The following is a 24,517-nucleotide window of genomic DNA, read 5'->3' as shown; positions in this document are numbered from 1 at the left end:
TCACAACGCTGTGATGACAACTAAATGGGGCCGCTTCGAAGCGCATCAAGGGTTAAAAGAAAAAAAATTTAAGAAAAACGCGCAGCGTAACTGCGCGTCGTTAAGCGGATCAGAGATTCACTTCACTTAAGAGCGTGCGGCTGCGCTTCTCATTCTGCAACCAGAGCCCGACCAGCAGCCCGCTCAGCGCCAGGGCCAGCACATACCAGGCGGGCGCCACTGGCGTCAGACGTAACAGCAGGGTGACAAAAATCGGCGTCAGCCCGCCAAAAATGGCGTAGGAGACGTTATAAGAAAAGGAGATGCCGGTGAAACGCACCGGCGCAGGAAAGGCCCGCACCATAATCACCGGTACTACCCCCACTACCCCGACGCTGAGTCCCGCCAGCGCATAGCTGACGTATACCACTGCAGGTGCGCCATTCAGGCTGTGGAAAAAGTTCCAGCTGCCGAGCGCCAGCAACAGCGAACCCCAGATCAGGGTGCGGGCAGTACCAAAGCGATCCACCAGCAAGCCGGAAATAATGCAGCCCAGCAGCAACATCACCGTGGCCAGACTATTCGCCTGAAGGCTGAGCGCCGCCGGAATGGCGTGCTGTTTCTGCATCAGCGTCGGTGCCATCAGAATCACCACCACAATGCAGGCGGAAAGCAGCCAGGTCATCAGCATGGAAACCGCGATAGCGCGTTTATGGCTGGCAAAGATGGTATGCAGCGGCAGCTTTTGCGCCAGCGCCTTGCGCTGCTGCATCTCACGGAATACCGGCGTCTCCTGCAGCCAGCGCCGCAAATACATGGCGATCAGGCCGAAAATGCCGCCGAGGAAGAACGGGATACGCCAGCCGTACTGCGCGACCGCCTCTGGCGATAAATGACTAGTAATCAGCGTTGCCACCACCGATCCCAACAGGATGCCTGCCGTGAGTCCCGCCGTCAGGGTGCCGCAGGCAAAACCAATGCGTTTTTCCGGCACATGCTCAGCAACAAATACCCAGGCCCCCGGCACCTCGCCGCCAATCGCTGCCCCCTGTAACATGCGCAGCAGCAGCATCATTACCGGCGCCGCCAGACCGATATTCTGGTAAGTGGGCAGCGCGCCCATCGCCAGGGTCGGCAGCGCCATTAATAAAATGCTCAGGCTGAACATCTTTTTACGCCCGGTTTTATCGCCAAAGTGCGCCATCATGATGCCGCCCAGCGGACGCGCCAGATAACCAGCAGCAAAAATGGCGAAGGTCTGCAGCTGGCGCAGCCATTCGGGAATATCGGGCGGGAAGAAGAGCTGACCGATCACAGCAGCAAAAAAGACGAAGATAATAAAATCGTAGAATTCCAGCGCCCCGCCAAGGGCGGCTAACGCCAGGGTTTTATAATCCTGGCGATTAAGGTGAAGAGCGTTAAACGAATCCATATCGGTGCGAGCTTCCGGAGGCCAGTGAAAGAGAGTTGTAAAGCTACGCTTACTATACCGTCAATCTTTTTAGCCACCAGCGGCACTGGATTTTATGCCTGAAAAAACGTTTTTTTAGTTATTTATCTCACGCCGGGCGTTTTTCGGGCGAAATGCTGCTACCACTTCTGGACGGGTTTCGACGTAAGGTCCCTCCAGTAGCTGTAAACAATAAGGTACACTGGCAAAGATACCCGCCACCTTCACGTTGCCATGCTCATCTTTGACCCCCTCCAGCGTCTCTTTGATCGATTTCGGCTGGCCTGGCAGATTAAGGATCAACGATTGTTTACGGATCACGCCCGTCTGACGCGACAAAATGGCCGTCGGGACAAAGTTCAGGCTAATCTGACGCATCTGTTCGCCAAAACCGGGCATCTCACGATCGGCCACCGCCAGGGTCGCATCGGGCGTCACGTCGCGGCGCGCCGGACCCGTTCCGCCAGTGGTCAGCACCAGCTGACAAAACAGCTCATCGACCAGTTCGCAGATCGCCTGCTCGATCATCGGTTGTTCATCCGGCACCAGCCGCGTTTCAATATCAAAGGGCGTGATCAGCGCCTCGCTCAGCCATGTCTGTAAGGCGGGAATGCCCTGATCCTGATAAATGCCATTGCTGGCGCGATCTGAGACGGAGATCAGTCCAATGCGTAATCTGTTCATGATGTTCACTACGATTCACCGACATGCGGTGGAAATAAAGAAGAATAAGCCGGGGACAGGTACTGCAGAGAAGAAAAACCGTGGCCGCCTGCGCCGCCACGGTAGCCGCTGCCTTACAGCAGGTCGGCAATCATCTTCTCAAGTTTGCCCTGGTCAACGGCAAAGTTACGGATACCCTGAGCCAGTTTATCCACCGCCATCGCATCCTGGTTATGCTGCCAGAGGAACTCGGCTTCGGTCATCTTCGCCGGACGCGCTTTGATCTCGCCGTTGTAGCTCAGTTTGCGCTCTACGCTGCCTTCGCTTTCTGCCAGCTCTTTCAGCAGGGCCGGAGAGATGGTCAGACGGTCACAGCCGGCCAGCTCAAGGATTTCGCCAACATTACGGAAGCTGGCACCCATGACCACGGTTTCATAGCCGTGCTGTTTGTAATACTGGTAGATTTCAGCGACGGACACCACGCCCGGATCTTCATGCGGGGCATACTCTTTTTTATCGGTGTTGGCTTTATACCAGTCGAGGATACGACCCACAAAAGGTGAAATCAGGTATACGCCCGCTTCCGCACAGGCACGCGCCTGCGCAAAGGAGAAGAGCAGCGTCAGGTTACAGTTGATACCCTCTTTTTCCAGCTGCTCCGCTGCGCGGATGCCCTGCCAGGTAGAAGCCAGTTTGATCAGGATGCGATCGTTGCTGATGCCCGCATCGTTATAGAGTTTGATCAGGCTGCGTGCTTTGGCGATGCTGCCTTCGGTGTCATAAGAGAGACGCGCGTCAACCTCAGTAGAGATACGACCCGGGATCAGTTTCAGGATTTCCAGACCAATGTTAACGGCCAGCTTGTCTGATGCGTACTGAATCTGCGCCTCTTTATCGCTGCTTTGATCGCGTGCCCAGACGATAGCGTCATCAATGAGCTTACGATATTCAGGGATCTGCGCGGCATTCAGGATCAGGGAAGGGTTAGTAGTCGCATCCTGCGGCTGATAAAGCTTCATGGCAGCAATATCACCGGTATCGGCAACAACGGTGGTCAGCTGACGCAGGGAAGTAAGTTTGTCCGTCATGATTCGGTTTTCTCTTCGGTTGACTGTCAGGAATAAAAAGGCTGTTGCGATAATAACATGCGGCTTCTGGCGCGCAAGCGGCTCCCGTGCCCTTTGCGATAGCGTGAGCAAATAGCTGCAATTTGCCAGTTCGCACCACTTTTTTGGTAAAATCGCGGAAAAAATGCCCCCATCGCCCTGAAAAAGCAGCAGGTTTATAAAGGAAATAACAATGTTAATGGTGATCTCACCGGCCAAAACCCTGGATTATGACACTCCGCTGGCAACGCAACGTTACACACAGCCTGCGCTGACAGAAAAATCACAACAGCTGATTGATGTGGCGCGCGATCTCAGTCCGGCCCATATCGCCTCGCTGATGCAGATCAGTGACAAACTGGCCCATCTGAATGCAGAACGTTTTAACAGCTGGCAGCTGCCCTTCACGCCGGATAATGCCCGTCAGGCGGTGCTGGCGTTCAAAGGAGATGTCTATACCGGCCTGCAGGTAGAGAGTCTGAATGAAGAGGATTTCACCTTTGCTCAACAGCATCTGCGTATCCTTTCCGGCCTGTACGGCGTGCTGCGCCCGCTCGACCTGATGCAGCCTTACCGGCTGGAGATGGGGATCAAACTGGCAAATCCGGCAGGTAAAGATCTCTACGCCTTCTGGGGAGAGACGCTCACCGCCACGCTTAACGCGGCGCTGGCGGAACAGGGTGATAATGTGCTGATCAACCTGGCGTCCGATGAATATTTTAAAGCGATCCAGCCGAAAAAAGTGCAGGGACGGGTGCTCAAGCCGGTATTCCTCGACGAGAAAAACGGCAAGTTTAAGGTAATCAGTTTTTATGCGAAAAAAGCGCGCGGCCTGATGAGTCGCTACATTATCCAGAACCGCCTCAGCCAGCCGGAGCAGCTGAAGCAGTTTGATCTGGAAGGCTATTTTTATGACGCCGAAGCCAGCCGCGAAAACGAGCTGGTGTTCAAACGCCACGAACAGTGATCGCCCGGTGCGCCCTCATCTGAGGGCGCCTGGCGTTATTTCTTCAGCAGGAACGCACGCAGCGCCGCGAAATCCGCCGCCATCAGGTGCGACAGCAGCGGCAGTTCCGCCCGCTCAGCCAGCGCGGCAGGCAGCGGCAGCTGTTGTTCCAGAATCGCCTCTACGCTCTCTCTGAACTTCGCCGGATGGGCGGTGCCGAGGAACAGGCCATACTCCCCTTCCTGCAACTGATCGCGCAGCAGACGATACGCGATTGCCGCGTGTGGTTCAGAGACATAACCGATTTGCGCCAGTTCACGCATCGTATCTTTGGTGGTGTCGTCACTGACGGCACCGTAAGCGAGATCGGTTAAACGCCAGGTTTTACGCCGGAACAGCTCTTCAACGCGTGGCCAGTTATTGGGCTGGCTGACATCCATTGCATTTGACAGGGTCGCCACGGTGGCATTCGGCTGCCAGGCGCCATTTCCCAGGAAACGCGGTACGGTGTCATTGGCGTTGGTCGCAGCGATAAAGCGCTTGATCGGCAGACCCAGCGATTTGGCCAGCAGGCCCGCCGTCAGGTCGCCAAAGTTGCCGCTCGGCACCGACACCACCAGCTGGTTACGCTTTTCCTGCGGCAGCTGCGCAACCGCTTCAAAGTAGTAACAGATCTGCGCCAGCAGACGGCTGATATTGATGGAGTTAGCTGAGTTGAGGCCGATCGCCTTTTTCAGCTGCTCATCATCAAAGGCCTGCTTCACCAGCGCCTGGCAGGCATCGAAATCGCCATCGATGGCGATGGTTTCAATATTGCCGCCCAGCGTACAGAACAGTTTCTCCTGCAGCGGACTGATTTTGCCCTGTGGATAGAGGATCACTACCCGCACGTTTTCCATGCCGTAGAAAGCATGCGCCACTGCCGCCCCGGTATCGCCCGAGGTAGCAGTCAGAATAGTGATCTGCTCATCGCTGCCGCTGACATAAGAGAGCATCTGCGCCATAAAACGGCCGCCGAAATCTTTAAACGCCAGCGTCGGCCCGTGGAACAGCTCCAGGCAGGCGATATCATCGCTTACCTGCGCGACCGGGGCCGGGAAAGCGAAAGCGGCTTTTACCCGCTCCGCCAGCTGATGAGCCGGAATCTCATCCCCGACATAAGCGGAGAGAATCTTGCTGCTGCGGGTCACAAAGTCCATGTCCAGCATGGCATCAATATCGGTCAGTTCAAATTCTGGCAGCTCCAGCGGGAAAAACAGCCCTTGCTGCGATCCTAATCCCTGCTTTACCGCCTGGGCAAAGCTGACCTGCTCATTGTGATCCTTAAGGTTGTAGAGTTTCATGCATTATCCCAGTTTACGTGCGCCAGCCGTATCAAGACGGCAGATATGGACGAAGCCTTCATCGTTTTGCAGATAGTTATGACGGAGCCAGTCTGCCATCCGCTGAGCCGTTTCCATCTGGTTACAAACGGCGAAAAGTGTGGGGCCGGAGCCCGAAATACCGCACGCCAGCGCACCAATATCCTGCGCGGCTTTACGCGCCCCGGCGAAGCCCGGCAGCAGTTTGGTGCGGTACGGCTCGGCAATAACATCCTGCATCAGCGTCGCCGCCAGCTGCGGCTGCTGCGTGTGGCAGGCGTGAATAAAGCCCGCCAGCAGACGGCCATGCTTGATACAATCCTCTTTGCGATATTGCGCAGGCAGAATAGCGCGCGCTTCGGCAGTGGAGACTTTGATGCCCGGATAAGCCATCACCCACAGCCAGTCGTCAAAGGCGGGCACCGCCTGACTGATAATGCCGTTCTCCTCCAGCATCAGTTGCAGGCCACCCATGAAGCACGGCGCGACGTTATCGTAGTGCACGCTACCGGAGATGCGCCCTTCCAGCTCGCCCATCAGACGGAGCAGTTCGGTATCGTTCAGCGGCTTGCCGCAGAACTCGTTCATCGCCATCAGCCCGGCCACCACCGAACAGGCGCTGGAGCCGAGGCCGGAGCCGATCGGCATGTTTTTCTCCAGCGTCATCGCCACCGGTACGTTTTTGCCAATCGCCTCACAGAAGCGCGACCAGCACTGCCAGACAATATTGTCCTGCGGATTAGTCGGAAGTTTACTGACGAAGCGCCCTGCATTTTTCAGCGTAAAGGTCGGTGCTGCTTCCACCGTCACGCAATCGCCCAGCAGGGTGCCATCCACCGGCGAGACCGCCGCGCCCAGCACATCAAAGCCGACGCTGACATTACCTATCGAGGCCGGAGCATAAATTTTTATCATTATCAGACTCCCAACTTCCACGACAGGGTGCGCAGCAGATCGGCGAATACCCCTGCCGCCGTTACATCGTTACCCGCGCCATAACCGCGCAGTACCAGCGGAATCGGCTGATAGTAACGGCTGTAGAACGCCAGCGCATTTTCACCATTTTTCACTTTAAACAGCGGATCATTACCGTCCACCGCTTCGATTTTGACTTTGCATGCCCCATCCTCTTCGATGACGCCGACAAAGCGTAATACTTTACCCTCATCACGCGCTTTGGCAACGCGCGCGGCAAACTCATCATCCAGCTCCGGCAGGCGCTGCATAAAGGTTTCGACATCCGGAATTTCCCGGAAGCTTTCTGGCAGGACAGGTTCAATCTCAATGTCGCTCAGCTCCAGCTGATGTCCCGCTTCACGGGCAAGGATCAACAGCTTACGCGCCACATCCATCCCGGAGAGATCGTCACGCGGATCCGGCTCGGTAAAGCCCATTTCACGCGCCATCAGCGTCGCGGCGGAGAGCGATACGCCCTCGTCCAGCTTGCCAAAAATAAAGGAGAGCGAGCCGGAGAGGATACCGCTGAACTTGATCAGTTCATCACCCGCATTCAGCAGGTTCTGCAGGTTTTCGATCACAGGCAGACCGGCGCCCACGTTGGTATCATAAAGGAACTTACGGCGCGATTTTTCCGCTGCCGCGCGCATTTGCTGGTAGTAGTTCCAGGAGGAAGTATTGGCTTTTTTGTTCGGGGTGACCACATGGAAGCCTTCGGCGAGAAAATCCGCATATTGATCGGCTACCGCCTGGCTGGAGGTACAGTCAACCAGTACCGGGTTCAGCAGATGATACTCTTTCGCCAGACGCATCAGGCGACCGGCGCTGAACGGCTCTTTCGCCTCCTGCAGCGCGGCCCGCCAGTTGCTGAGGTCGATGCCATGGACATTGGTCAGCAGCGCGCGCGAACTGGCGATGCCGCACACGCGCAGATCGATATGTTTCTGCTTCAGCCATGACTGCTGGCGATGCAGCTGTTCCAACAGCGCGCCGCCGACACCGCCGACGCCCACCACAAAAACTTCAATCACCTGGTCGGTGGCGAACAGCATCTGATGCACCACGCGCACGCCGGTAGTGACATCGTTATTACTCACCACTACCGAGATAGAGCGTTCTGAGGAGCCCTGAGCGATCGCGATGATATTGATATTGGCACGCGCCAGCGCAGCAAAAAAGCGCGCTGAGATGCCGCGCTGGGTGCGCATACCGTCGCCCACCACCGAGATCACCGCCAGCTGCTCCATCACGTCGATGGGATCGAGCAGGCCATCTTTCAGCTCCAGATAGAACTCCTCTTCCAGCACGCGACGTGCCCGCGTCTGCTCATTCTGCGGTACACAGAAGCTGATGCTGTATTCGGAGGAGGACTGGGTAATCAGCACCACGGAAATGCCCGCGCGTGACATCGCGGCAAAGACGCGCGCCGCCATGCCGACCATCCCTTTCATCCCCGGGCCGGAGACGTTAAACATCGCCATGTTATTCAGGTTGGTGATGCCTTTTACCGGACTTTCATCCTGGTCCACTTCGCCGCCAATCAGGGTGCCCGGCGCTTGCGGATTGCTGGTGTTTTTGATCAGGCAGGGGATCTGAAACTGCGCGATGGGCGCGATGGTGCGGGGGTGCAACACTTTCGCGCCAAAATAGGAGAGCTCCATCGCTTCCTGATAGGACATCGACTTCAGCAGGCGCGCATCAGGCACCTGGCGCGGATCGCAGGTATAGACGCCATCCACATCGGTCCAGATCTCGCAACAGTCGGCGCGCAAGCAGGCAGCCAGCACGGCGGCGGAGTAATCTGAGCCGTTGCGGCCCAGCACTACCAGCTCGCCGCGTTCATTACCGGCGGTAAAACCCGCCATCAGGATCATATTCTCCGCCGGGATCTGGCTGGCGGCGATGCGACGCGTTGACTCGGCAATATCGACGGTGGATTCGAGGTAGTGCCCCACCGCCAGCAGTTTTTCTACCGGATCGATCACCGATACGCTGTGACCGCGCGCCTGTAACAGCGCTTCCATAATCGCGATAGAGAGTTTTTCACCGCGGCAGATAATGGCCGCATTCACGCTGTCCGGGCACTGCCCCAGCAGACTGATGCCGTGCAGCATCTGCTTCAGCTGGGCAAACTCCCGCTCCACCTGAGCCTGCAGGCGATCCAGTGCGAATCCCGGCTGCTGCTCCGCCAGCCCCTGCAGCAGTTCGGCGAAAATGCGCCCGGCGTCGTGGATATTCGGCGTTGCGTCCTGGCCACTGATGGTTTTTTCAATCATCGCAACCAGATGATTGGTAATTTTTGCCGGTGCAGAGAGCACGGTGGCTACCTGGCCCTGTTGCGCATTACTTTCCAGAATATCGGCGACACGGGAAAAACGTTCCGCATTTGCTACCGAGGTTCCGCCGAATTTCAGCACTCGCATGTTTAAAATTCTCCTGAATTTTTGCCGAAAAAAAAGCCCGCACTGGTCAGGTGCGGGCTTTTTTCTGTTTTTCTGTATGCGTCAGCCCGCACCGTTACCTGTGGTAATGGTGGTGGTAATAATGGTGGTAGTGTTCAGGCTGTTTTTACGCATGACAATTTGTTCTTTCTTTTGTAACTCTCTCTGCTTTTCAGAATTAAAGCAAAGCGCATGCTAAGTCAATGAATTTGTCGGTGGCCGCCACGGGCACGGCTGCGCACTGCTGCGCCGCCGGTTGCTAAATCAGCGGTGATACTTTGCCGGCAGCTTTTTTTGCCGGATGAGACGCTGAAAACTCATTTTTCCACCGGATAATTATCTGCCAGATTTTTTTCAACATCATGCAGCAGACGATGCAGCATGGCGCTGTCGCGCTGTTCGAGCAGGCCGAGGCGCTGATCCAGCCAGTCGACCATTTTCTGGTCATCGCTGACCGCCAGACGCGTCAGCAGCTGATGGAAGCGCTGACGCAGCGCCTGTAGTTGTTGTCCATCCGCCGCGGGCTCGCTGTCAGCCACTACCTGGTTGAACACCGACAGCTGATAACAGTACACCATCACCGCCTGGCCCAGATTTAACGAGGGATAATCCTGCGCCATTGGGATACCGGTCAGCAGATCCACCTGCGCCAGCTCCTCATTCGTCAGACCGCTATCTTCACGGCCAAACACTAACGCCATGCTTTTTACCCAGTGACGCTTCTCTTGCAGAATGGTTTCTACCTGCTGCGGCGTGGCATAGTAGCGAAATTTCGCCCGGCTACGCGCGGTGGTGGCGACAGAAAAATCGATGTCAGCCAGCGCCGCCTCCAGGGTGTCATAGGTGCGCAGATGGTCGAGGATCTCCCCCGCCCCATGCGCGACGCGCCGCGCCGCGGGATCGCGCCAGGCGTCACTGGCCACAATACGCAGTTCGCTAAAACCCATGGTCTTCATGGCACGCGCGGCAGCGCCAATATTTTCTGGACGGGCGGGGGAGACAAGAATAAGAGGGAAATGCATGTTTCTTCCAGGCGTTAAACACTTATTACACTATGTTGGCACGGGCGGTCAGGAAAAGACAGATGGCGAAGCAAAGCAAAGCCATGTCATTCGCAAATAAGAGATCACAAAATAGCGCTTTTAACGGGATAGAAATAATAAGCGCAAATTTATCCGTAAATTTCTCATTAAAAAACTTTCTTTTCAATCCATTAGCCCCTACATTTCCTGTATTTAACTGCAGTTTTTTTCCCGGCGCGGTAAAGCGGCGAAAAAAGCGCTTGCTGTGGGCTAAGCTGGCCTTCCTTGAGAAGTTTTTCACAAAAGTGTTAACGTGCTACAATTGCATTTGATATAAGTCAACGAAGCGTTGTTTTTATGCTTATCGGTTGTAGTTGGTGCTGTTAGGTGGCTGTTAATGTAGTTAAGATAAGCGCCATTCCAGACATTACCGGGGCAGACAGAATTCATCCGGACCGGATGAACTCACACGGTAGTTGACGTTGATGGATGGTGTATCAATAACATAATTTCGTGCACTGGTTGCGAGCGGCAAGCCGCCATGCTGGAAAAGCAACAACCGCTGTACGTCCTGTTTTCGAGTTGTTGGCAAATTTTAGGTAGCGAAACATGCAGACCCCGCACATTCTTATCGTTGAAGACGAACTCGTCACACGTAACACCCTCAAAAGTATTTTTGAGGCGGAAGGTTACGTGGTTTATGAAGCGACCGATGGTGCTGAGATGCATCAGGTGCTTACTGACAATGACGTCAATCTGGTGATTATGGATATCAACCTGCCAGGCAAAAATGGCCTGTTACTGGCGCGTGAACTGCGCGAGCAGGCGAATGTGGCGCTGATGTTCCTTACCGGACGTGATAACGAAGTGGATAAGATTCTGGGTCTGGAAATTGGCGCGGATGATTACATTACCAAGCCGTTTAATCCCCGTGAGTTAACCATTCGTGCCCGCAACCTGCTGTCGCGCACCATGAATCTGGCAATGCCGAATGAAGAGCGTAAGCAGATTGAGAGCTACAAGTTCAACGGCTGGGAGCTGGATATTAACAGCCGTTCACTGATCAGCCCGAATGGCGAACAGTACAAGCTGCCGCGCAGCGAATTCCGCGCAATGCTGCACTTCTGCGAAAACCCGGGCAAAATTCAGACTCGTGCAGACCTGCTGAAAAAGATGACCGGCCGCGAACTGAAGCCGCACGATCGTACCGTTGACGTGACTATCCGCCGTATTCGCAAACATTTTGAATCAACGCCGGATACGCCGGAAATCATCGCCACTATTCACGGCGAAGGTTACCGCTTCAGTGGCGATATGCAGGATTAAGCTGCCTCACAAAACGCCCGTCCGGGCGTTTTTGCCCCTGCTCTCAGTGCCACGGCATCAGCGGCACCGCGCTCAGCGCATTTTTCGGTGAGCCTTCCACCACCTTGTCCGAATAGGTAAGATAAACCAGAGCGTTGCGTTTTTTATCAAAGAAGCGTACAACCTGCAGCTTCTTAAAAACCAGTGAGGTGCGCTTGCGGAATACTACCTCGCCCTGAGCTTTACCCTGGGCAATCTTCTCGCTGAGCTCCACCGGGCCAACCTGTTGACAGGAGATCGCCGCGTCAGAAGTATCTTCCGCCAGGCCTAATCCCCCTTTGATACCGCCGGTTTTTGCCCGACTGATATAACAGGTTACATTTTTTACGTCAGGGTCGTCGAAGGCCTCCACCACGATTTTATGATCGGGTCCGAACATCTTGAATACTGTATCTACTGAGCCGATCTCTTCAGCATAGAGTGCGCCAGAAAAGAGCAAAGTGGTGAGGATGGCAGGAAGAAAGCGAGATATTGTCATGGCGTTACCATTGCAAATGGAATAGATGAAATTGTAATGTACCGTCCAAAATCCGTGTTGACCTGACTCTGACGGGTTTTACCCGCATTGATATAGCACATTCACGCAGACAAAACCGCCCCTGTCTTTGGTGCATATAGTGCTATTATTCGACAACTTCGTTTAGCTGCGCCTTCAAAGTGTTATGAGGATGTTTTATGGACCAAGCCGGTATCATTCGCGATTTGCTTGTCTGGCTGGAGAGCCATCTGGATCAGCCGCTGTCGCTGGACAACGTAGCCGTGAAAGCGGGTTACTCGAAATGGCACCTGCAAAGGATGTTTAAAGAGGTTACCGGTCATGCTATCGGAGCCTATATTCGTGCCCGCCGTTTGTCAAAAGCGGCGGTAGCGCTGCGTTTGACCAGCCGACCGATTCTTGACATCGCTCTGCAGTATCGCTTTGACTCGCAGCAGACTTTTACCCGTGCGTTTAAAAAGCAGTTTAACCAGACTCCGGCCTGGTATCGGCGCGCCTCGGAGTGGAACTCTTACGGCATTCGCCCGCCGATTCGCCTCGACAATGAGCCGCTGCCCGAACCCACCTTTGTCACGCTGCCGGAAACGGTGCTGGTGGGGCAAACGCAAACCTACAGCTGTACCCTGGAGCAGATTTCCCGCTTCCGTGACGAGATGCGCGTCCATTTCTGGCAGCAGTTCCTGCTGGAGACCGATACCGTGCCGCCGGTTCTGTATGGCCTGCATCAGGTGCGCGCCAGTCAGGAGCGGGATGATGAACAGGAAATTCTCTATACCACGGCCGTGCCCGCCGATCCCACGGTGAAAAATATGCACTCCGGGCAGAGTGTGATTCTGGAAGCGGGTGATTATGTCCAGTTCACCTATTCCGGCCCGCGCCATGGGCTGCAGGAGTTTATTCTGCTGCTTTATGGCACCTGCATGCCGACGCTGGCGCTTACGCGCCGTGAGGGCCAGGATATCGAGCGTTTCTACACCCACGGCGGCAAAAAGCACAGAGAGCCCCCCAAAGAGATTCGTTGTGAATATCTGATCCCTATCCGCCGCCAGATAGCACAATAAGCAAACGTCCTTGCCGACGATCTTCTTCCGGTAATCGGTGTACGCTCAGCGGCCTCATGGTGAGGCCGCTTTCGCAGCCGGGTCAATACCCAACCACGCCGCCATTTTCGCTCTCCTTTCGCTATTCCGGAGTGACAGCAGATAAAGTCTGTTAACCTGACAGCATGTATTCCGGTTATTTTCCCGCATTGTCTGATGATATTTCATTTTTGTTCTCAGGCTTGACACTTCCTGTTAAAAAAAGAAAACGCTATTAACCCGCCATCAACAAAATTTCTCACGCGATGATTATCCCAACACCCATGCTGGCCTGCTGGTAAAAACAAATGCTGCCTGTTTCTTGCAAATATCGCCCATTTTTATTTTATTGAAAACAGCAACAGACAACCATTTCAAAGATTTAAAAATAAAATCACCGAAAGTCTTAATCTTGCGCTTAAGATTATTCTGAACGTTGAATTTTCATTTAACTGCGCGCGTTCATCATTCTGCCTGCTTACTGCCCCTGCCCCATTGAATAAGGAATCCAGGTAATGAATGACTTTCTGCCTTTTTCACGTCCGGCATTCGGCGCGGAAGAAATCGCTGCAGTGACTGAAGTCTTACAATCTGGCTGGATTACAACGGGCCCGCAAAACCAGGCGCTGGAACAGGCATTTTGTCAGTTAACCGGCAACCAGCATGCGATCGCCGTCAGTTCTGCCACCGCCGGGATGCACGTGACGCTGATGGCATCCGGCATACAGGCGGGGGATGAGGTGATTACGCCAGCCATGACCTGGGTTTCCACACTGAATATGATTGTGCTGCTCGGCGCAACACCGGTCATGATTGATGTCGACCGCCATACCTTAATGGTGACGCCAGCCGCGATCGAAGCTGCGATTACCGCCCGCACGAAAGCGATTATTCCGGTACATTACGCCGGCGCGCCGGTGGATATCGACGCGATACGCACTATCGGCGCACGTCACGGCATTCCGGTAATTGAAGATGCCGCCCATGCCATCGGAACGCGATATAAAGGCCAGCACGTTGGCGCCACGGGCACGGCCATTTTCTCCCTGCACGCCATCAAAAATATCACCTGCGCCGAAGGTGGGGTGGTGGTGACCGACGATGAACAACTGGCCCGGCGCATCCGCAGCCTGAAATTCCATGGTCTGGGCGTGGACGCCTTTGATCGTCAGCTTTATGGCCGGGCTCCCCAGGCCGAGGTAATTTATCCCGGCTACAAATATAACCTGGCGGATATTAATGCGGCCATTGCCCGGGTGCAGCTCAGCAAATTGCCGCAATTAAATGCCCGCCGCGAAGAAATTGCGCAGTGCTATCTGACGGCGCTGGTCAATACTCCTTTCCTGCCGCTCTCCCTGCCGGAATGGGAACATCAGCACGCCTGGCATCTGTTTATTATTCGTGTGGATGAAACGCGCTGCGCTGTTTCACGCGACGGCCTGATGAATGCATTAAAAGCACGCGGCATCGGCACCGGATTACATTTTCGTGCCGCTCATACCCAGAAATATTACCGCGAACGTTTCCCGCGTCTGCAATTACCCGACAGTGAATGGAACAGCGAAAGGATATGTTCACTCCCGCTGTTTCCTGGCATGACAGACGATGATATTGCCCGCGTCATTAACGCATTACATGAAATAGCAGGAAATTAAGATGATAATGCCAGCGCCCGTTAAAAAAGTTTCTGTGGTCATCCCGGTTTATAACGAGCAGGAGAGTCTGCCAGAACTGCTGCGCCGTACCTCAGTGGCATGTCAGCAACTCCAGTGCGCCTATGAAATCGTGCTGGTGGACGATGGCAGCAGCGATCATTCTGCCGCGATGCTGACCGAAGCGGCGGTAGCGGCGGAGAGTCACATGATCGCCATCCTGTTGAACCGGAACTATGGGCAGCATGCCGCGCTGATGGCGGGCTTTAGCTATGCCAGCGGCGATCTGATTGTCACCCTGGATGCCGATCTGCAGAACCCGCCGGAAGAGATCCCGCGCCTGGTGGCAAAAGCGGAAGAGGGTTACGACGTGGTGGGTTCCGTGCGCCTGCAGCGTCAGGACAGCGGATTTCGCCGCTATGCCTCAAGGATGATTAACCATCTTATTCAACGTACCACCGGCAAAGGGATGGGGGATTATGGCTGTATGCTGCGCGCTTATCGCCGCCCGGTGATTGACGCCATGTTGCATTGTCATGAACGCAGCACCTTTATCCCGCTTCTCGCCCATAGCTTTGCCCGCCACAGCACAGAGATTCTGGTGCCCCATGCCGGGCGTCAGTTTGGTCAGTCGAAATACAGCGTGATGCGCTTAATTAATCTGATGTACGACCTGGTCACCTGTCTGACGACTACCCCGCTGCGCATGCTGAGCGTGGTTGGCAGCATTATTGCCCTGTCCGGTTTTGCCCTGGCGCTACTGCTGGTGCTGCTACGCCTGGTTTTTGGCGCGCACTGGGCTGCTGACGGCGTCTTTATGTTGTTCGCCGTGTTGTTCACCTTTATCGGCGCCCAGTTTGTCGGGATGGGGCTGTTGGGAGAGTACATAGGCCGGATTTATAACGATGTGCGCGCGCGTCCCCGTTACTTTATTCAGCGCGTGGTGAGTAGTGAAACCTTTTTACCTGCCAGGGAAGATCAAAAATGAGAGCTGTTGTTTTTGCCTATCACGATATGGGCTGCGTGGGCATTCATGCGCTGATGGCTGCGGGCTATGAGATTGCTGCTATCTATACCTGCCCCGATAAAGCGGGCGAGAACCACTTCTTTGGCTCCGTCGCGCGTACCGCGGCGGAATATGGCATTCCGGTCTTTGCGCCCCATGATGTGAATCATCCGCTCTGGGTGGATCGCATCAAAGCCAGCCAGCCGGAGGTGATTTTTTCTTTCTACTACCGTCACCTGCTGAGCGAGGCGATCCTGAACTGCGCGCGCGCGGGTGCCTTTAATCTGCACGGTTCACTGCTGCCTGGATACCGTGGCCGCGCCCCGCTGAACTGGGTCCTGGTGAACGGCGAAACCGAAACCGGGGTGACCCTGCACCGTATGGTAAAAAAAGCGGATGCCGGTGCCATCATCGCCCAACAGCGCGTCGCTATCGCCCCGGAAGATACGGCGCTGACGCTGCATCGCAAACTCTGCGCCACGGCGCAAACGCTGTTAGCAGCGACCCTGCCGGCACTTAAAAGCGGTGACGTGCAGGAGACGCCCCAGGATGAGCGTCAGGCCAGCTACTTCGGCGCACGTAGCGCGCAGGATGGCGTCATTAACTGGCAAGGCGCGGCGCAAGACGCACATAATCTGGTGCGTGCACTCACCGATCCCTGGCCAGGCGCGTTCAGTTACGTGGGCAGCAATAAATTTATCGTCTGGAAAAGCCGGGTGCTGGACGACAGCAGCGGGGCGAAAGCGGGCACGGTGATTTCCGTAAACCCGCTGGTAATTGCCTGCGGCCGTGGCGCGCTGGAAATTGTCGCCGGCCAGGCTGAAAACAGCATTTATATGCAGGGTGCCCAGCTTGCGCAATCGCTGGGTCTGGTGAGCGGCGCCATTCTCAACAGCAAACCGGTGGCGGCGGTGCAGCGCCTGACCCGGGTGCTGATCCTCGGCGTGAACGGATTTATCGGCAACCACCTGACCGAACGCCTGCTGCAAGATGCGCGCTACGAAGTTTATGGGCTGGATATCAGCGCGGATGCAATTCGCCGCTTCCTCGACAACGATCGCTTCCACTTTGTGGAAGGGGATATCAGCATCCATTCGGAGTGGATCGAATATCACATCAAGAAATGCGACATCGTGCTGCCGCTGGTGGCGATTGCGACGCCCATTGAGTACACCCGTAATCCGCTGCGTGTTTTTGAACTCGACTTCGAGGAAAACCTGAAAATTATCCGCGACTGCGTGAAGTACAAAAAACGCGTTATCTTCCCGTCCACTTCCGAAGTGTACGGCATGTGTACCGATAAAAACTTTGATGAAGAGCGCTCCCCCCTGATTGTCGGCCCCATTAACAAGCAGCGCTGGATTTACTCGGTATCCAAGCAGCTCCTTGACCGCGTGATCTGGGCCTATGGCGAGAAAGAAGGCTTGCGCTTCACCCTGTTCCGTCCTTTTAACTGGATGGGCCCGCGTCTGGATAACCTGGACGCGGCGCGTATTGGCAGCTCGCGCGCCATTACTCAGCTGATCCTCAATCTGGTCGAGGGCTCGCCGATCAAACTCATCGACGGCGGTAAGCAAAAACGCTGCTTCACCGACATCAGTGACGGCATTGAAGCGTTGTTCCGCATTATTGAGAATAAAAACCATAACTGCGACGGACGCATTATCAATATTGGCAATCCGGACAACGAAGCCAGTATTAAGGAACTGGCTGAGCTGCTACTGCAGAGCTTTGAGCAGCATCCGCTGCGCCGTCAGTTCCCGCCCTTTGCCGGTTTCCGCGAAGTTGAAAGCAGCGCCTGGTACGGCAAAGGTTATCAGGATGTGGAACACCGTAAGCCGAGCATTCGCAACGCGCAGCGCCTGCTGGACTGGACGCCGCAGGTAGGGCTGGAAAAAACCATTCATGAAACGCTGGATTTCTTCCTGCAAAGCGCCCGGCAGACAGGACCGGCCTCATGAAAAAAGTCGGTCTGCGTATTGATGTGGATACCTGGCGCGGCACCCGGGAAGGGGTGCCCAACCTGCTGGAGATACTGCGCGCCCACGCCATCCAGGCAACCTTTTTCTTCAGCACCGGACCGGACAACATGGGGCGGCATCTGTGGCGGCTGTTTAAGCCCCGCTTCCTGTGGAAGATGCTGCGATCGAATGCCGTTTCGATCTATGGGCGGGAGATTATGCTGGCGGGTAGCGCATGGCCAGGACGCCTTATCGGTGCGGGCAATGCAGAGGTGATCGCGGCAACGGCGGCGCAGCATGAAGTCGGGCTGCACGCCTGGGATCATCACGCCTGGCAGCGCCGGGCGGGCGTCTGGGACCAGCAACAGCTGGAAAACCAGATCCGTCTGGGCATGGACGCACTGCAGAGCATCACCGGACAGCCGGTGCGCTGCTCAGCCGCGGCTGGCTGGCGCGCCGATGAGCGTGTGCTACGGGCGAAGTCGGCGTTCCCGTTCCGCTACAACAGCGACTGTCGTGGAATTGCGCCCTTTATGCCTGTGATGGCGGACGGGCGCCAGGCAACGGTGCAAATCCCGGTGACGCTGCCTACCTGGGATGAGGTGATTAACCGCGAGGTCAGCCAGAGCGGCTACAACCGCTTTATTCTGGATAAAATGCATCAGGATAGCGGAACGCCGGTTTATACCATTCATGCCGAAGTTGAAGGCCTGAAGCTGCAGACCGCTTTCCACCAGTTGCTGACACTGGCGCGCGCCGAGGGCATTACGTTCTGCCCGCTCAGCGCCCTGCTGCCTGCGGATCTCACCACGCTGCCGAAAAGCCGCATTGTGCGCCAGACTATCCCGGGCCGGGAAGGCTGGCTGGGCTGCCAACAACCTGTCGGATCGTAATGTCATGAAATCTGCAAAATATGCCATCAGCCTGCTGGTCGGCTTTGCCTTGTTGTATCTGCTGCCGCTGGAATGGCGCAGCCTGTGGCAGCCTGACGAGACGCGTTATGCGGAGATCAGCCGGGAGATGCTGGCGTCAGGCAACTGGGTGGTGCCGCACTTCCTGGACCTGCGCTACTTTGAAAAACCGGTGCTGGGCTACTGGATAAACAATCTCAGTCAGCTGATTTTTGGCCATCACAACTTTGCGGTGCGTTTCGGCGCCGTTTTCTCCATCACCCTCAGCGCATTACTGACCGGCTGGCTCGCTTTCCGCCTGTGGCGCGATAAAACCGTCGCCGTGCTGGCCGCCGTGATCTTTCTCAGCTGTTTAGAGGTATATGGCGTCGGCACCTATGCGGTACTGGATCCCATGATCACCCTCTGGCTGACGGCAGCCATGTGCAGTTTCTGGCTGGCAGCCACGGCAAAAACAGCGCGCGGGAAAGCGGGCGGCTACCTGTTGACCGGCGTGGCCTGCGGTCTGGGCGTGCTCACCAAAGGGTTTCTCTCGCTGGCGCTGCCGGTTATTGCGGTCCTGCCCTGGGTGATCGGGCAAAAGCGTGGAAAAGAGGTGCTGCTGTTCGCTCCGCTGGCCATGTTAAGCGCCCTGCTGATTAGCCTGCCCTGGGCGCTGGCGATTGCCCGCGCTGAGCCGGATTTCTGGCATTATTTCTTCTGGGTTGAGCATATTCAGCGCTTCGCGGATGAGGATGCCCAGCATAAAGCGCCGTTCTGGTATTACCTGCCGATCCTGATTGTCGGGAGCCTGCCGTGGCTCGGGCTGCTGCCCGGGGCGCTGCGACATGGCTGGCAGGGGCGTCAGGCACAGAGCGGTACGCTGTACCTGCTTGGCTGGGTGGTGATGCCGCTGCTGTTTTTCAGCTGCGCGAAGGGCAAGTTGTTAACCTACATTCTGCCCTGCTTTGCGCCACTGGCGATCCTGCTGGCGCAGCATGCTGTACAGCTGGCGCAGACGGGGGCAAAAACGTTACGCATCAACAGCGCGATCAATCTGCTGTTTGGTCTGCTCTGCCTGCTGTTGGTCGGCGGCGTGCTCGCCCCCTGGGGGCCGCCCCGCTACACACTGTACAGCGCACATGAAACGCGCAAAGTGGTGGCTGGCTGCCTGGCTTTTGCCTGCTGGGCGGGCATCGCGCTGTTTACCCTGCGCAACAGCGCCAAACGGTGGTTCTGGGCGGCACTCTGTCCGCTGGGTCTGGCCCTGTTCGTGGGATCAGCCATTCCGGACAAGGTAATCAACGCGAAACAGCCACAGGCCTTTATCGCTGCCGTGCGTCCGCAGCTGGAGAGCAGTCGCTTTATCCTGACCAATAACGTTGGCGTCGGCGCAGGGCTGGCCTGGGAGCTGCAACGCAGCGATATCCACCTTTACGATCAGGCTGGCGAACTGGATTACGGCCTCCGCTATCCGGAGGGGAAAGCACGCTATGTGGCGCGGGAAGCGTTTGCCGCCTGGCTGGCTGAGCATCGCCAGCAGGGGAAAATCGCGCTGCTGTTACTGGTGCCGCGCGAACAGGCGGAGGAGGAGGATCTGCTTCCGCCTGCGGATCGCCGCACGCAACAGGGCCGCTTTCTCCTGCTGGAGTATGACCCGCGGCCATGACGCCCCTGCTGATTATTCTGGTCAGCCTGCTGAGCTCTGGCGCTCAGCTGTGCCAGAAACAGGCGACGCAGAAGGCGGGCCGCCGCCATCAGCGGCTGTGGCTCGGACTGAGTCTGATATTGCTGACGGCAGGGTTGCTGCTCTGGCTGTTGGTGCTGCAACGCGTCGATGTCAGTGTTGCTTATCCCATGCTGAGCCTGAACTTTATCCTGGTGCCGCTGGCGGCCCGCGCGCTCTGGCAGGAACCGATCGCTGACGGCTACTGGCCGGGAGTGATGTTGATCGTTATCGGCGTTATGCTGGCCGGAGGAGCGCTGTGATCGGCTATCTGTGGGCGACAGGCAGCGTACTGCTGGTCAGCGTAGCGCAGCTCAGTCTGAAGTGGGCGATGATGCAGTTTCCCCCGCTGGCGTGGAACCGCGGCTTTTTGTCTGCGCTGCAAACCAGCACCAGCGGCCTGCTGGTGCTGCTGGGCGGCCTGTGCGCCTATGCCCTGTCGATGTGCTGCTGGTATCTGGCGCTGCGCCGTCTCCCGCTCAGCAAAGTCTACCCGCTGCTCAGCCTGAGCTATGTGCTGGTAGGCATTTTTGCCCTCTGTTTACCCTGGCTGCAGGAAGGGTTCAGTCTGGCAAAACTGGCGGGTCTCCTCACGGTGGTAGCCGGGCTGGTGCTGATCTGCCGGCGCTAGTCCCCCGCCCGTTGCTTGTCCGGGCCGGGGCAGCACCGTTTTCTCAGCGCTGCAGTTCGTCGAGCGCCGGGGCGTCAAGATGCGAGATATCCCCCGCCATCTCCACCACCCAGCCGGACGCCAGCCAGGCGCTCTGCTGATGATCGACCCGCGACAGAGAGCAGTTGCGCAGACGCAGACGCCGTTCCGCATGTGCCGGCAGGCCGAGAATGGTGCTCACCAACACGCCCAGCGCCATGCCATGGCTCACCAGCAACGGTCGGCTGCCTGCTGGCAGATGCAGGCAGGCATTCAGCGCTTCATGCATGCGCGCCGCCATCTCCGCCATCGACTCGCCCTGCGGAATACGGCCATTTTCCGTGCCGTTGACCAGCGTTTGTCGCCAGCCCTCCTCTTCTGCCGTCAGGCCATCGATAGGGCGCTGTTCCAGCACCCCCATATTTAACTCACGCAGACGCGCATCCAGCGTGACCGTACAGCCGCAGGCGTCGGCAATGATCTCCGCCGTGCGCCGGGTTCGGCCCAGATCGCTGGTGATGACATGGGTGATACCCAGCGCCTTGACGCGCTCGCCGACCTGATGCGCCTGCAGCTCACCTTTTTCCGTCAGCGGACTGTCTGACTGCCCCTGAATACGACGCGCCGCATTCCATACCGTTTCACCGTGACGAACAAGATAGACCTGTAGCATGTTTGATTTCCGTTATACTGCGACAAATGTGTCCTGAGGACGTAAGTATGTACCAGGTTGTCGCAGCCACCCTTAATCCGGCAAAAATTCGCGCCATCGCGCAGGCGTTCAACGACGTTTTCGGCGCAGGATCCTGCCACATTGAGGGGGTCGAGGTCGAGAGCGGCGTATCAGCCCAGCCGCTGACCAATCATGAAACGCGAACTGGCGCACGGCAACGCGTGCTGCATGCGCGCCAGCTACGGCCAGACGCCGACTTCTGGGTCGCGATCGAAGCGGGGATGGAAGAAGAGAGCGCCTTTGCGTGGATAGTGATTGAAAATGCCCGGCGGCGCGGCGAATCACGTTCTGCCAGCTTTCCTCTGCCAGCGGTGGTACTGGCAGGATTACAGGCGGGAGCGGAACTGGGCGATGAGATGGCCCGCCTGACCGGAGAAGAAAATATCCGGCAACAAGGAGGGGCGATTGGCGCGTTTACCCATGGTCTGCTGAGCCGCTCCAGCGTCTATCATCAGGCGCTGATCCTCGCGCTCTGTCCCTTTACTCATCCGCTTTATCAGCAGCAGTAAGCAGATGCGCCTCAAGCCAGCGTTTCAGCTCGGGAGGCGCCTCTTTCAGGCTGTTTGAGCCGCGCGTAATGGTGGCGATGCCCACCCCCAGCTCATTTTTCAGCTCGCGCTGGCTCATATCACCGCTCATTAACGCCTCAATAATGCGCAAGCGGGTACCAAAAGCCTCGCGTTCATCTGCGGTCATCATTAACTGCAGCAGCGGCAACGCATGCCCGTCAGCAAAGGCGTGCTGCATCAGCTCGATAAAGCGCAGCCAGCGAGCTTCGGGTTGTGAACGATCGGCTGGGATGAAAGATTGGGTCATGGCGGGCTTCCGTACTCATTAGCGAGTACGGAAGCATAGCACAGTCAGTAACGGCGATTCCACTCGCTGTCAGTAAGGATATTAGCGGGCTGCCCCATAAAATGACGATAGTAGGCGTCATAAGCCAGCACGTTTTTCACATAGCCGCGGGTTTCCGAGAAGGGTATGGTTTCGATAAAAGCCACGGCATCCAGCCGTCCACCGCTGTTGCCTTGCCAGGTCCGCACGCGCGAAGGGCCGGCATTATAGGCCGCCGAGGCAAAAATGCGGTTCTGACCAAACTGCTGATAGACATGCTCCAGATACTGGGTGCCGATCTGGATATTGGTTTGCGGATCCAGCAGCTGACTGCTGTTCACATAGCCGGGAATATCGTACATCTTTACGGTATGGCTGGCGGTGGCTGGCATTATCTGCATCAGACCGCTCGCTCCCACCGGCGAACGCGCTTTCGGATTCCATGCGCTCTCCTGGCGGGAAATCGCCATGGCGTAGCTCTGCGGGATGCTCTTCCCTTCCGTGAAGCGCTGATAAAGGCTGCGCCAGGCGAGCGGGAAGCGCTCGCGCAGGCTATCCCACATCTTCGCGGTAATGGTCGCCTGCACGCTCAGATCCCACCAGTCCTGCTCACTGGCGTAACGGGCCAGCATCTGCTGCTGCGCGCGCGTTTTGCTGTTAATCAAACTGGCCCACTCGCTGCGCGCGAGGTTATCCAGTCCCCAGAACATCAGCTCGCGCACGCGCGCCATTTCCGCACCCTGCACCAGCGAACCGTCAGGTTTGGGCGCTTCCACCACCTGCAACGGATAGCGGACGCCCAGCCGCTGCGCCGCCACCATCGGATAGAAACCGCGCGCCTGCATCAGCTTGCGCAGGAGCTCTTCTGCCTCCTCGTTGCGCCCCTGCTCCAGCAGCAGATCCGCCTGCCAGTATTGCCACTCATCTTTCTCTTTCGCTTCTACCGGCAGACGGGCAATCCAGGTGTTCAGGCCGCGTCGATCGCTGTTGCCCAGCGCCAGACGCACGCGGCGTTCGATCAGCGCGGTAGATTCGCTCTCCATCACCACGCGGTCACGCCAGCGCGCCTGCTCAGAGGTCACAGTTTTATCCATCAGACGCCAGGCAACGATCTCTTTCAATGCCTGCTCATCGGATCGATCCATCTGCTGCAGACGTACCAGCGTCGGGATCATGGCGCGGGCATTTTCCATATCCTGACGCGCCACGCGCGCAAAGGCGAGCGTGGTGGCCTGACGGGTAAAAGGGGTAGGCCCGACGCTGCGGGCAAAGCTCTCGATCGACAGAGGATCGCTCTGCAGCGTCAGGATCGCATTTGCCATGGTCTGATAATCGGCGGGCAGCATTTTAGCCAGATAGCTTACCAGGCTATCGTTGCCCGCTTTCATCGCCAGGCGAATGCGCTCCAGAATGGTGATCGGCGAGAGCTCGCCTGCCGCCTGCCAGGCGGAAAAGAGTTTGTCACAGTCGTTTGGCAGCGCCGTCCCGCGTAGCCATATGCTTTTCGCGCCCTCCCAGGCCGCCTGTTGCTGACCAGTGGCCCATTTGGCGTAGTACCAGTTACAGCGCGCCTGCACCGGCGTCGGTTCCTGTGGGCTGAAACTCAGCACTCCCTGCCAGTCCTGACGCCAGGCGAGCACATTAATAAAACGTGACGAAAGGGAACGGGCTGGCGGTAAGGTCGGATACTGCTGAATGAAATTGCTCACGGCCAGACGCGTCTGCTGATCGAGGTTCTGCGCCAGCAGGCGATATTCTAAATAAGGATAGAGCGGATAATCACGCAGCGTGGGCATCAGCTGCGCGACGGTCTCCATTTGATTGTTGTCCCAGGCCTGTTTGATTTGCTGATAACGCTGCCGCTGCTGGTCCAGCGAGTCGGCACTCGCGCTACCTGCGGCACCGATCAGACAGAGTCCCGTTATCCAGTTACGCCACTTCTCCACTACGCTCTCCTCTTTATAACGCTGTCCGGCTTTGTGCCAGGCTTTCTTCATGCTAACCAGGCGTTCCCGCTCTTGCCATGTTCTTCACAAAATTTACCAAAGCGGCAAAAAAGGCTGCGCAGCGCACTGATATTGTTCACCCTCTGCGCTGCAGCTGTGCAAATTATCATCAGAAAAACTTATGCTTCAGCAAAAAAAGTCCGGTTATTAAGGCTCTGTAAATATGGCACACGCCTTGCTTAAGGGATTCTATCT

Annotated in this window: 24 protein-coding genes and 1 other annotated feature; of the genes, 11 read left to right on the top strand and 13 right to left on the bottom strand. The window is 56.7% G+C overall.

Annotated features, from left to right (window positions below):
• Positions 1–109: 109 nt before the first annotated feature.
• The 3 genes from E0E17_RS10155 to tal all read right to left on the bottom strand — a co-directional run bounded on the left by E0E17_RS10155 (position 110) and on the right by tal (position 3,180).
• Positions 110–1,411 (bottom strand): MFS transporter, encoded by a 1,302-nt coding sequence (locus E0E17_RS10155; protein WP_130833955.1) that lies wholly within the window; start codon positions 1,409–1,411, stop codon positions 110–112.
• A gap of 114 nt (positions 1,412–1,525) precedes the next feature.
• A complete protein-coding gene (mog, locus tag E0E17_RS10150) occupies positions 1,526–2,113 on the bottom strand; it encodes a molybdopterin adenylyltransferase (RefSeq protein WP_130833954.1) in 588 nt (195 codons plus the stop codon).
• Positions 2,114–2,226: 113 nt separating this feature from the next.
• The gene (gene tal, locus E0E17_RS10145) at positions 2,227–3,180 is read right to left on the bottom strand and encodes a transaldolase (RefSeq protein WP_130833953.1); all 954 of its coding nucleotides are present in this window, start codon (positions 3,178–3,180) and stop codon (positions 2,227–2,229) included.
• Positions 3,181–3,391: 211 nt separating this feature from the next.
• Between tal and yaaA the strand changes: the two genes are divergently transcribed.
• A complete protein-coding gene (gene yaaA / locus E0E17_RS10140; protein WP_130833952.1) occupies positions 3,392–4,165 on the top strand; it encodes a peroxide stress protein YaaA in 774 nt (257 codons plus the stop codon).
• A gap of 35 nt (positions 4,166–4,200) precedes the next feature.
• Here the strand turns inward: yaaA and thrC are convergent, their stop codons facing one another.
• The 6 genes from thrC to E0E17_RS10110 all read right to left on the bottom strand — a co-directional run bounded on the left by thrC (position 4,201) and on the right by E0E17_RS10110 (position 10,226).
• Positions 4,201–5,487 (bottom strand): threonine synthase, encoded by a 1,287-nt coding sequence (thrC, locus tag E0E17_RS10135; RefSeq protein ID WP_130833951.1) that lies wholly within the window; start codon positions 5,485–5,487, stop codon positions 4,201–4,203.
• Between the two features lie 3 nt (positions 5,488–5,490).
• Complete coding sequence (thrB, locus tag E0E17_RS10130; RefSeq protein WP_130833950.1) at positions 5,491–6,420, bottom strand: homoserine kinase; 930 nt, start codon at positions 6,418–6,420, stop codon at positions 5,491–5,493.
• 2 nt (positions 6,421–6,422) lie between these two features.
• Positions 6,423–8,885, bottom strand: a complete 2,463-nt coding sequence (gene thrA, locus E0E17_RS10125) for a bifunctional aspartate kinase/homoserine dehydrogenase I (protein WP_130833949.1) — start codon at positions 8,883–8,885, stop codon at positions 6,423–6,425.
• A gap of 26 nt (positions 8,886–8,911) precedes the next feature.
• Positions 8,912–9,031 (bottom strand) — a sequence feature (Thr leader region).
• Complete coding sequence (gene thrL / locus E0E17_RS20620) at positions 8,967–9,038, bottom strand: thr operon leader peptide (RefSeq protein ID WP_130835513.1); 72 nt, start codon at positions 9,036–9,038, stop codon at positions 8,967–8,969. (Overlaps the previous feature by 65 nt.)
• 182 nt (positions 9,039–9,220) lie before the next feature.
• A complete protein-coding gene (locus E0E17_RS10115) occupies positions 9,221–9,925 on the bottom strand; it encodes a tRNA/rRNA methyltransferase (protein WP_130833948.1) in 705 nt (234 codons plus the stop codon).
• Between the two features lie 25 nt (positions 9,926–9,950).
• Positions 9,951–10,226 (bottom strand): hypothetical protein, encoded by a 276-nt coding sequence (locus tag E0E17_RS10110; RefSeq protein ID WP_130833947.1) that lies wholly within the window; start codon positions 10,224–10,226, stop codon positions 9,951–9,953.
• Between the two features lie 308 nt (positions 10,227–10,534).
• On the opposite strand from E0E17_RS10110, the gene arcA reads away from it, so the two are divergent.
• Positions 10,535–11,251 (top strand): two-component system response regulator ArcA, encoded by a 717-nt coding sequence (gene arcA, locus E0E17_RS10105; RefSeq protein WP_130833946.1) that lies wholly within the window; start codon positions 10,535–10,537, stop codon positions 11,249–11,251.
• Positions 11,252–11,294: 43 nt separating this feature from the next.
• On the opposite strand, the gene creA is transcribed toward arcA, so the two are convergent.
• Entirely contained in the window at positions 11,295–11,768 is a 474-nt protein-coding gene (gene creA / locus E0E17_RS10100; protein WP_130833945.1) for a protein CreA, read from the bottom strand.
• Positions 11,769–11,965: 197 nt separating this feature from the next.
• Between creA and robA the strand changes: the two genes are divergently transcribed.
• From robA to arnF, 8 genes are all read left to right on the top strand, one after another.
• The gene (gene robA, locus E0E17_RS10095; RefSeq protein WP_130833944.1) at positions 11,966–12,847 is read left to right on the top strand and encodes an MDR efflux pump AcrAB transcriptional activator RobA; all 882 of its coding nucleotides are present in this window, start codon (positions 11,966–11,968) and stop codon (positions 12,845–12,847) included.
• Positions 12,848–13,380: 533 nt separating this feature from the next.
• Positions 13,381–14,520 (top strand): UDP-4-amino-4-deoxy-L-arabinose aminotransferase, encoded by a 1,140-nt coding sequence (gene arnB, locus E0E17_RS10090; RefSeq protein WP_130833943.1) that lies wholly within the window; start codon positions 13,381–13,383, stop codon positions 14,518–14,520.
• 1 nt (position 14,521) lies between these two features.
• On the top strand, positions 14,522–15,505 hold the full coding sequence (gene arnC / locus E0E17_RS10085; RefSeq protein ID WP_130833942.1) for an undecaprenyl-phosphate 4-deoxy-4-formamido-L-arabinose transferase: 984 nt from the start codon (positions 14,522–14,524) through the stop codon (positions 15,503–15,505).
• Positions 15,502–17,484 carry a bifunctional UDP-4-amino-4-deoxy-L-arabinose formyltransferase/UDP-glucuronic acid oxidase ArnA gene (arnA, locus tag E0E17_RS10080; protein WP_130833941.1) on the top strand — a complete coding sequence of 661 codons (1,983 nt, stop codon included), beginning with the start codon at positions 15,502–15,504 and terminating at the stop codon, positions 17,482–17,484. Before arnC ends, arnA begins: the two co-directional genes overlap by 4 nt.
• Positions 17,481–18,377, top strand: coding sequence for a 4-deoxy-4-formamido-L-arabinose-phosphoundecaprenol deformylase (arnD, locus tag E0E17_RS10075; protein WP_130833940.1), 897 nt, complete (start codon positions 17,481–17,483; stop codon positions 18,375–18,377). The genes arnA and arnD overlap by 4 nt, the downstream gene beginning before the upstream one ends.
• A 4-nt stretch (positions 18,378–18,381) precedes the next feature.
• Positions 18,382–20,043: a lipid IV(A) 4-amino-4-deoxy-L-arabinosyltransferase gene (gene arnT / locus E0E17_RS10070; protein WP_130833939.1), complete on the top strand. Its 1,662-nt coding sequence runs from the start codon at positions 18,382–18,384 to the stop codon at positions 20,041–20,043.
• On the top strand, positions 20,040–20,363 hold the full coding sequence (gene arnE, locus E0E17_RS10065) for a 4-amino-4-deoxy-L-arabinose-phosphoundecaprenol flippase subunit ArnE (RefSeq protein ID WP_130833938.1): 324 nt from the start codon (positions 20,040–20,042) through the stop codon (positions 20,361–20,363). Before arnT ends, arnE begins: the two co-directional genes overlap by 4 nt.
• On the top strand, positions 20,360–20,731 hold the full coding sequence (gene arnF, locus E0E17_RS10060; protein WP_337587006.1) for a 4-amino-4-deoxy-L-arabinose-phosphoundecaprenol flippase subunit ArnF: 372 nt from the start codon (positions 20,360–20,362) through the stop codon (positions 20,729–20,731). Before arnE ends, arnF begins: the two co-directional genes overlap by 4 nt.
• 43 nt (positions 20,732–20,774) lie before the next feature.
• Here arnF and gpmB read toward each other — a convergent pair whose 3' ends face one another.
• Positions 20,775–21,422, bottom strand: coding sequence for a 2,3-diphosphoglycerate-dependent phosphoglycerate mutase GpmB (gene gpmB / locus E0E17_RS10055; RefSeq protein WP_130833937.1), 648 nt, complete (start codon positions 21,420–21,422; stop codon positions 20,775–20,777).
• A 47-nt stretch (positions 21,423–21,469) separates the two neighbouring features.
• Between gpmB and yjjX the strand changes: the two genes are divergently transcribed.
• A complete protein-coding gene (gene yjjX, locus E0E17_RS10050; protein ID WP_130833936.1) occupies positions 21,470–21,991 on the top strand; it encodes an inosine/xanthosine triphosphatase in 522 nt (173 codons plus the stop codon).
• On the opposite strand, the gene trpR is transcribed toward yjjX, so the two are convergent.
• Both trpR and sltY read right to left on the bottom strand, forming a co-directional pair.
• Positions 21,963–22,298 (bottom strand): trp operon repressor, encoded by a 336-nt coding sequence (gene trpR / locus E0E17_RS10045; RefSeq protein ID WP_130833935.1) that lies wholly within the window; start codon positions 22,296–22,298, stop codon positions 21,963–21,965. The genes yjjX and trpR overlap by 29 nt on opposite strands.
• A gap of 44 nt (positions 22,299–22,342) precedes the next feature.
• Positions 22,343–24,262, bottom strand: coding sequence for a murein transglycosylase (gene sltY, locus E0E17_RS10040; protein WP_130835511.1), 1,920 nt, complete (start codon positions 24,260–24,262; stop codon positions 22,343–22,345).
• Positions 24,263–24,517 lie beyond the last annotated feature (255 nt).

The organism is [Erwinia] mediterraneensis (genome assembly GCF_900604315.1).
GTDB lineage: Bacteria > Pseudomonadota > Gammaproteobacteria > Enterobacterales > Enterobacteriaceae > Pantoea > Pantoea mediterraneensis_A.
This window is presented reverse-complemented; position numbering and strand designations above follow the sequence as displayed.

Bases quoted from the DNA above. Each gene is read 5' to 3' on its own strand.
- E0E17_RS10155 (WP_130833955.1), bottom strand. From the start codon at position 1,411: ATGGATTCGTTTAACGCTCTTCACCTTAATCGCCAGGATTATAAAACC.
- mog (WP_130833954.1), bottom strand. From the start codon at position 2,113: ATGAACAGATTACGCATTGGACTGATCTCCGTCTCAGATCGCGCCAGC.
- tal (WP_130833953.1), bottom strand. From the start codon at position 3,180: ATGACGGACAAACTTACTTCCCTGCGTCAGCTGACCACCGTTGTTGCC.
- yaaA (WP_130833952.1), top strand. From the start codon at position 3,392: ATGTTAATGGTGATCTCACCGGCCAAAACCCTGGATTATGACACTCCG.
- thrC (WP_130833951.1), bottom strand. From the start codon at position 5,487: ATGAAACTCTACAACCTTAAGGATCACAATGAGCAGGTCAGCTTTGCC.
- thrB (WP_130833950.1), bottom strand. From the start codon at position 6,420: ATGATAAAAATTTATGCTCCGGCCTCGATAGGTAATGTCAGCGTCGGC.
- thrA (WP_130833949.1), bottom strand. From the start codon at position 8,885: ATGCGAGTGCTGAAATTCGGCGGAACCTCGGTAGCAAATGCGGAACGT.
- E0E17_RS10115 (WP_130833948.1), bottom strand. From the start codon at position 9,925: ATGCATTTCCCTCTTATTCTTGTCTCCCCCGCCCGTCCAGAAAATATT.
- arcA (WP_130833946.1), top strand. From the start codon at position 10,535: ATGCAGACCCCGCACATTCTTATCGTTGAAGACGAACTCGTCACACGT.
- creA (WP_130833945.1), bottom strand. From the start codon at position 11,768: ATGACAATATCTCGCTTTCTTCCTGCCATCCTCACCACTTTGCTCTTT.
- robA (WP_130833944.1), top strand. From the start codon at position 11,966: ATGGACCAAGCCGGTATCATTCGCGATTTGCTTGTCTGGCTGGAGAGC.
- arnB (WP_130833943.1), top strand. From the start codon at position 13,381: ATGAATGACTTTCTGCCTTTTTCACGTCCGGCATTCGGCGCGGAAGAA.
- arnC (WP_130833942.1), top strand. From the start codon at position 14,522: ATGATAATGCCAGCGCCCGTTAAAAAAGTTTCTGTGGTCATCCCGGTT.
- arnA (WP_130833941.1), top strand. From the start codon at position 15,502: ATGAGAGCTGTTGTTTTTGCCTATCACGATATGGGCTGCGTGGGCATT.
- arnD (WP_130833940.1), top strand. From the start codon at position 17,481: ATGAAAAAAGTCGGTCTGCGTATTGATGTGGATACCTGGCGCGGCACC.
- arnT (WP_130833939.1), top strand. From the start codon at position 18,382: ATGAAATCTGCAAAATATGCCATCAGCCTGCTGGTCGGCTTTGCCTTG.
- arnE (WP_130833938.1), top strand. From the start codon at position 20,040: ATGACGCCCCTGCTGATTATTCTGGTCAGCCTGCTGAGCTCTGGCGCT.
- gpmB (WP_130833937.1), bottom strand. From the start codon at position 21,422: ATGCTACAGGTCTATCTTGTTCGTCACGGTGAAACGGTATGGAATGCG.
- yjjX (WP_130833936.1), top strand. From the start codon at position 21,470: ATGTACCAGGTTGTCGCAGCCACCCTTAATCCGGCAAAAATTCGCGCC.
- trpR (WP_130833935.1), bottom strand. From the start codon at position 22,298: ATGACCCAATCTTTCATCCCAGCCGATCGTTCACAACCCGAAGCTCGC.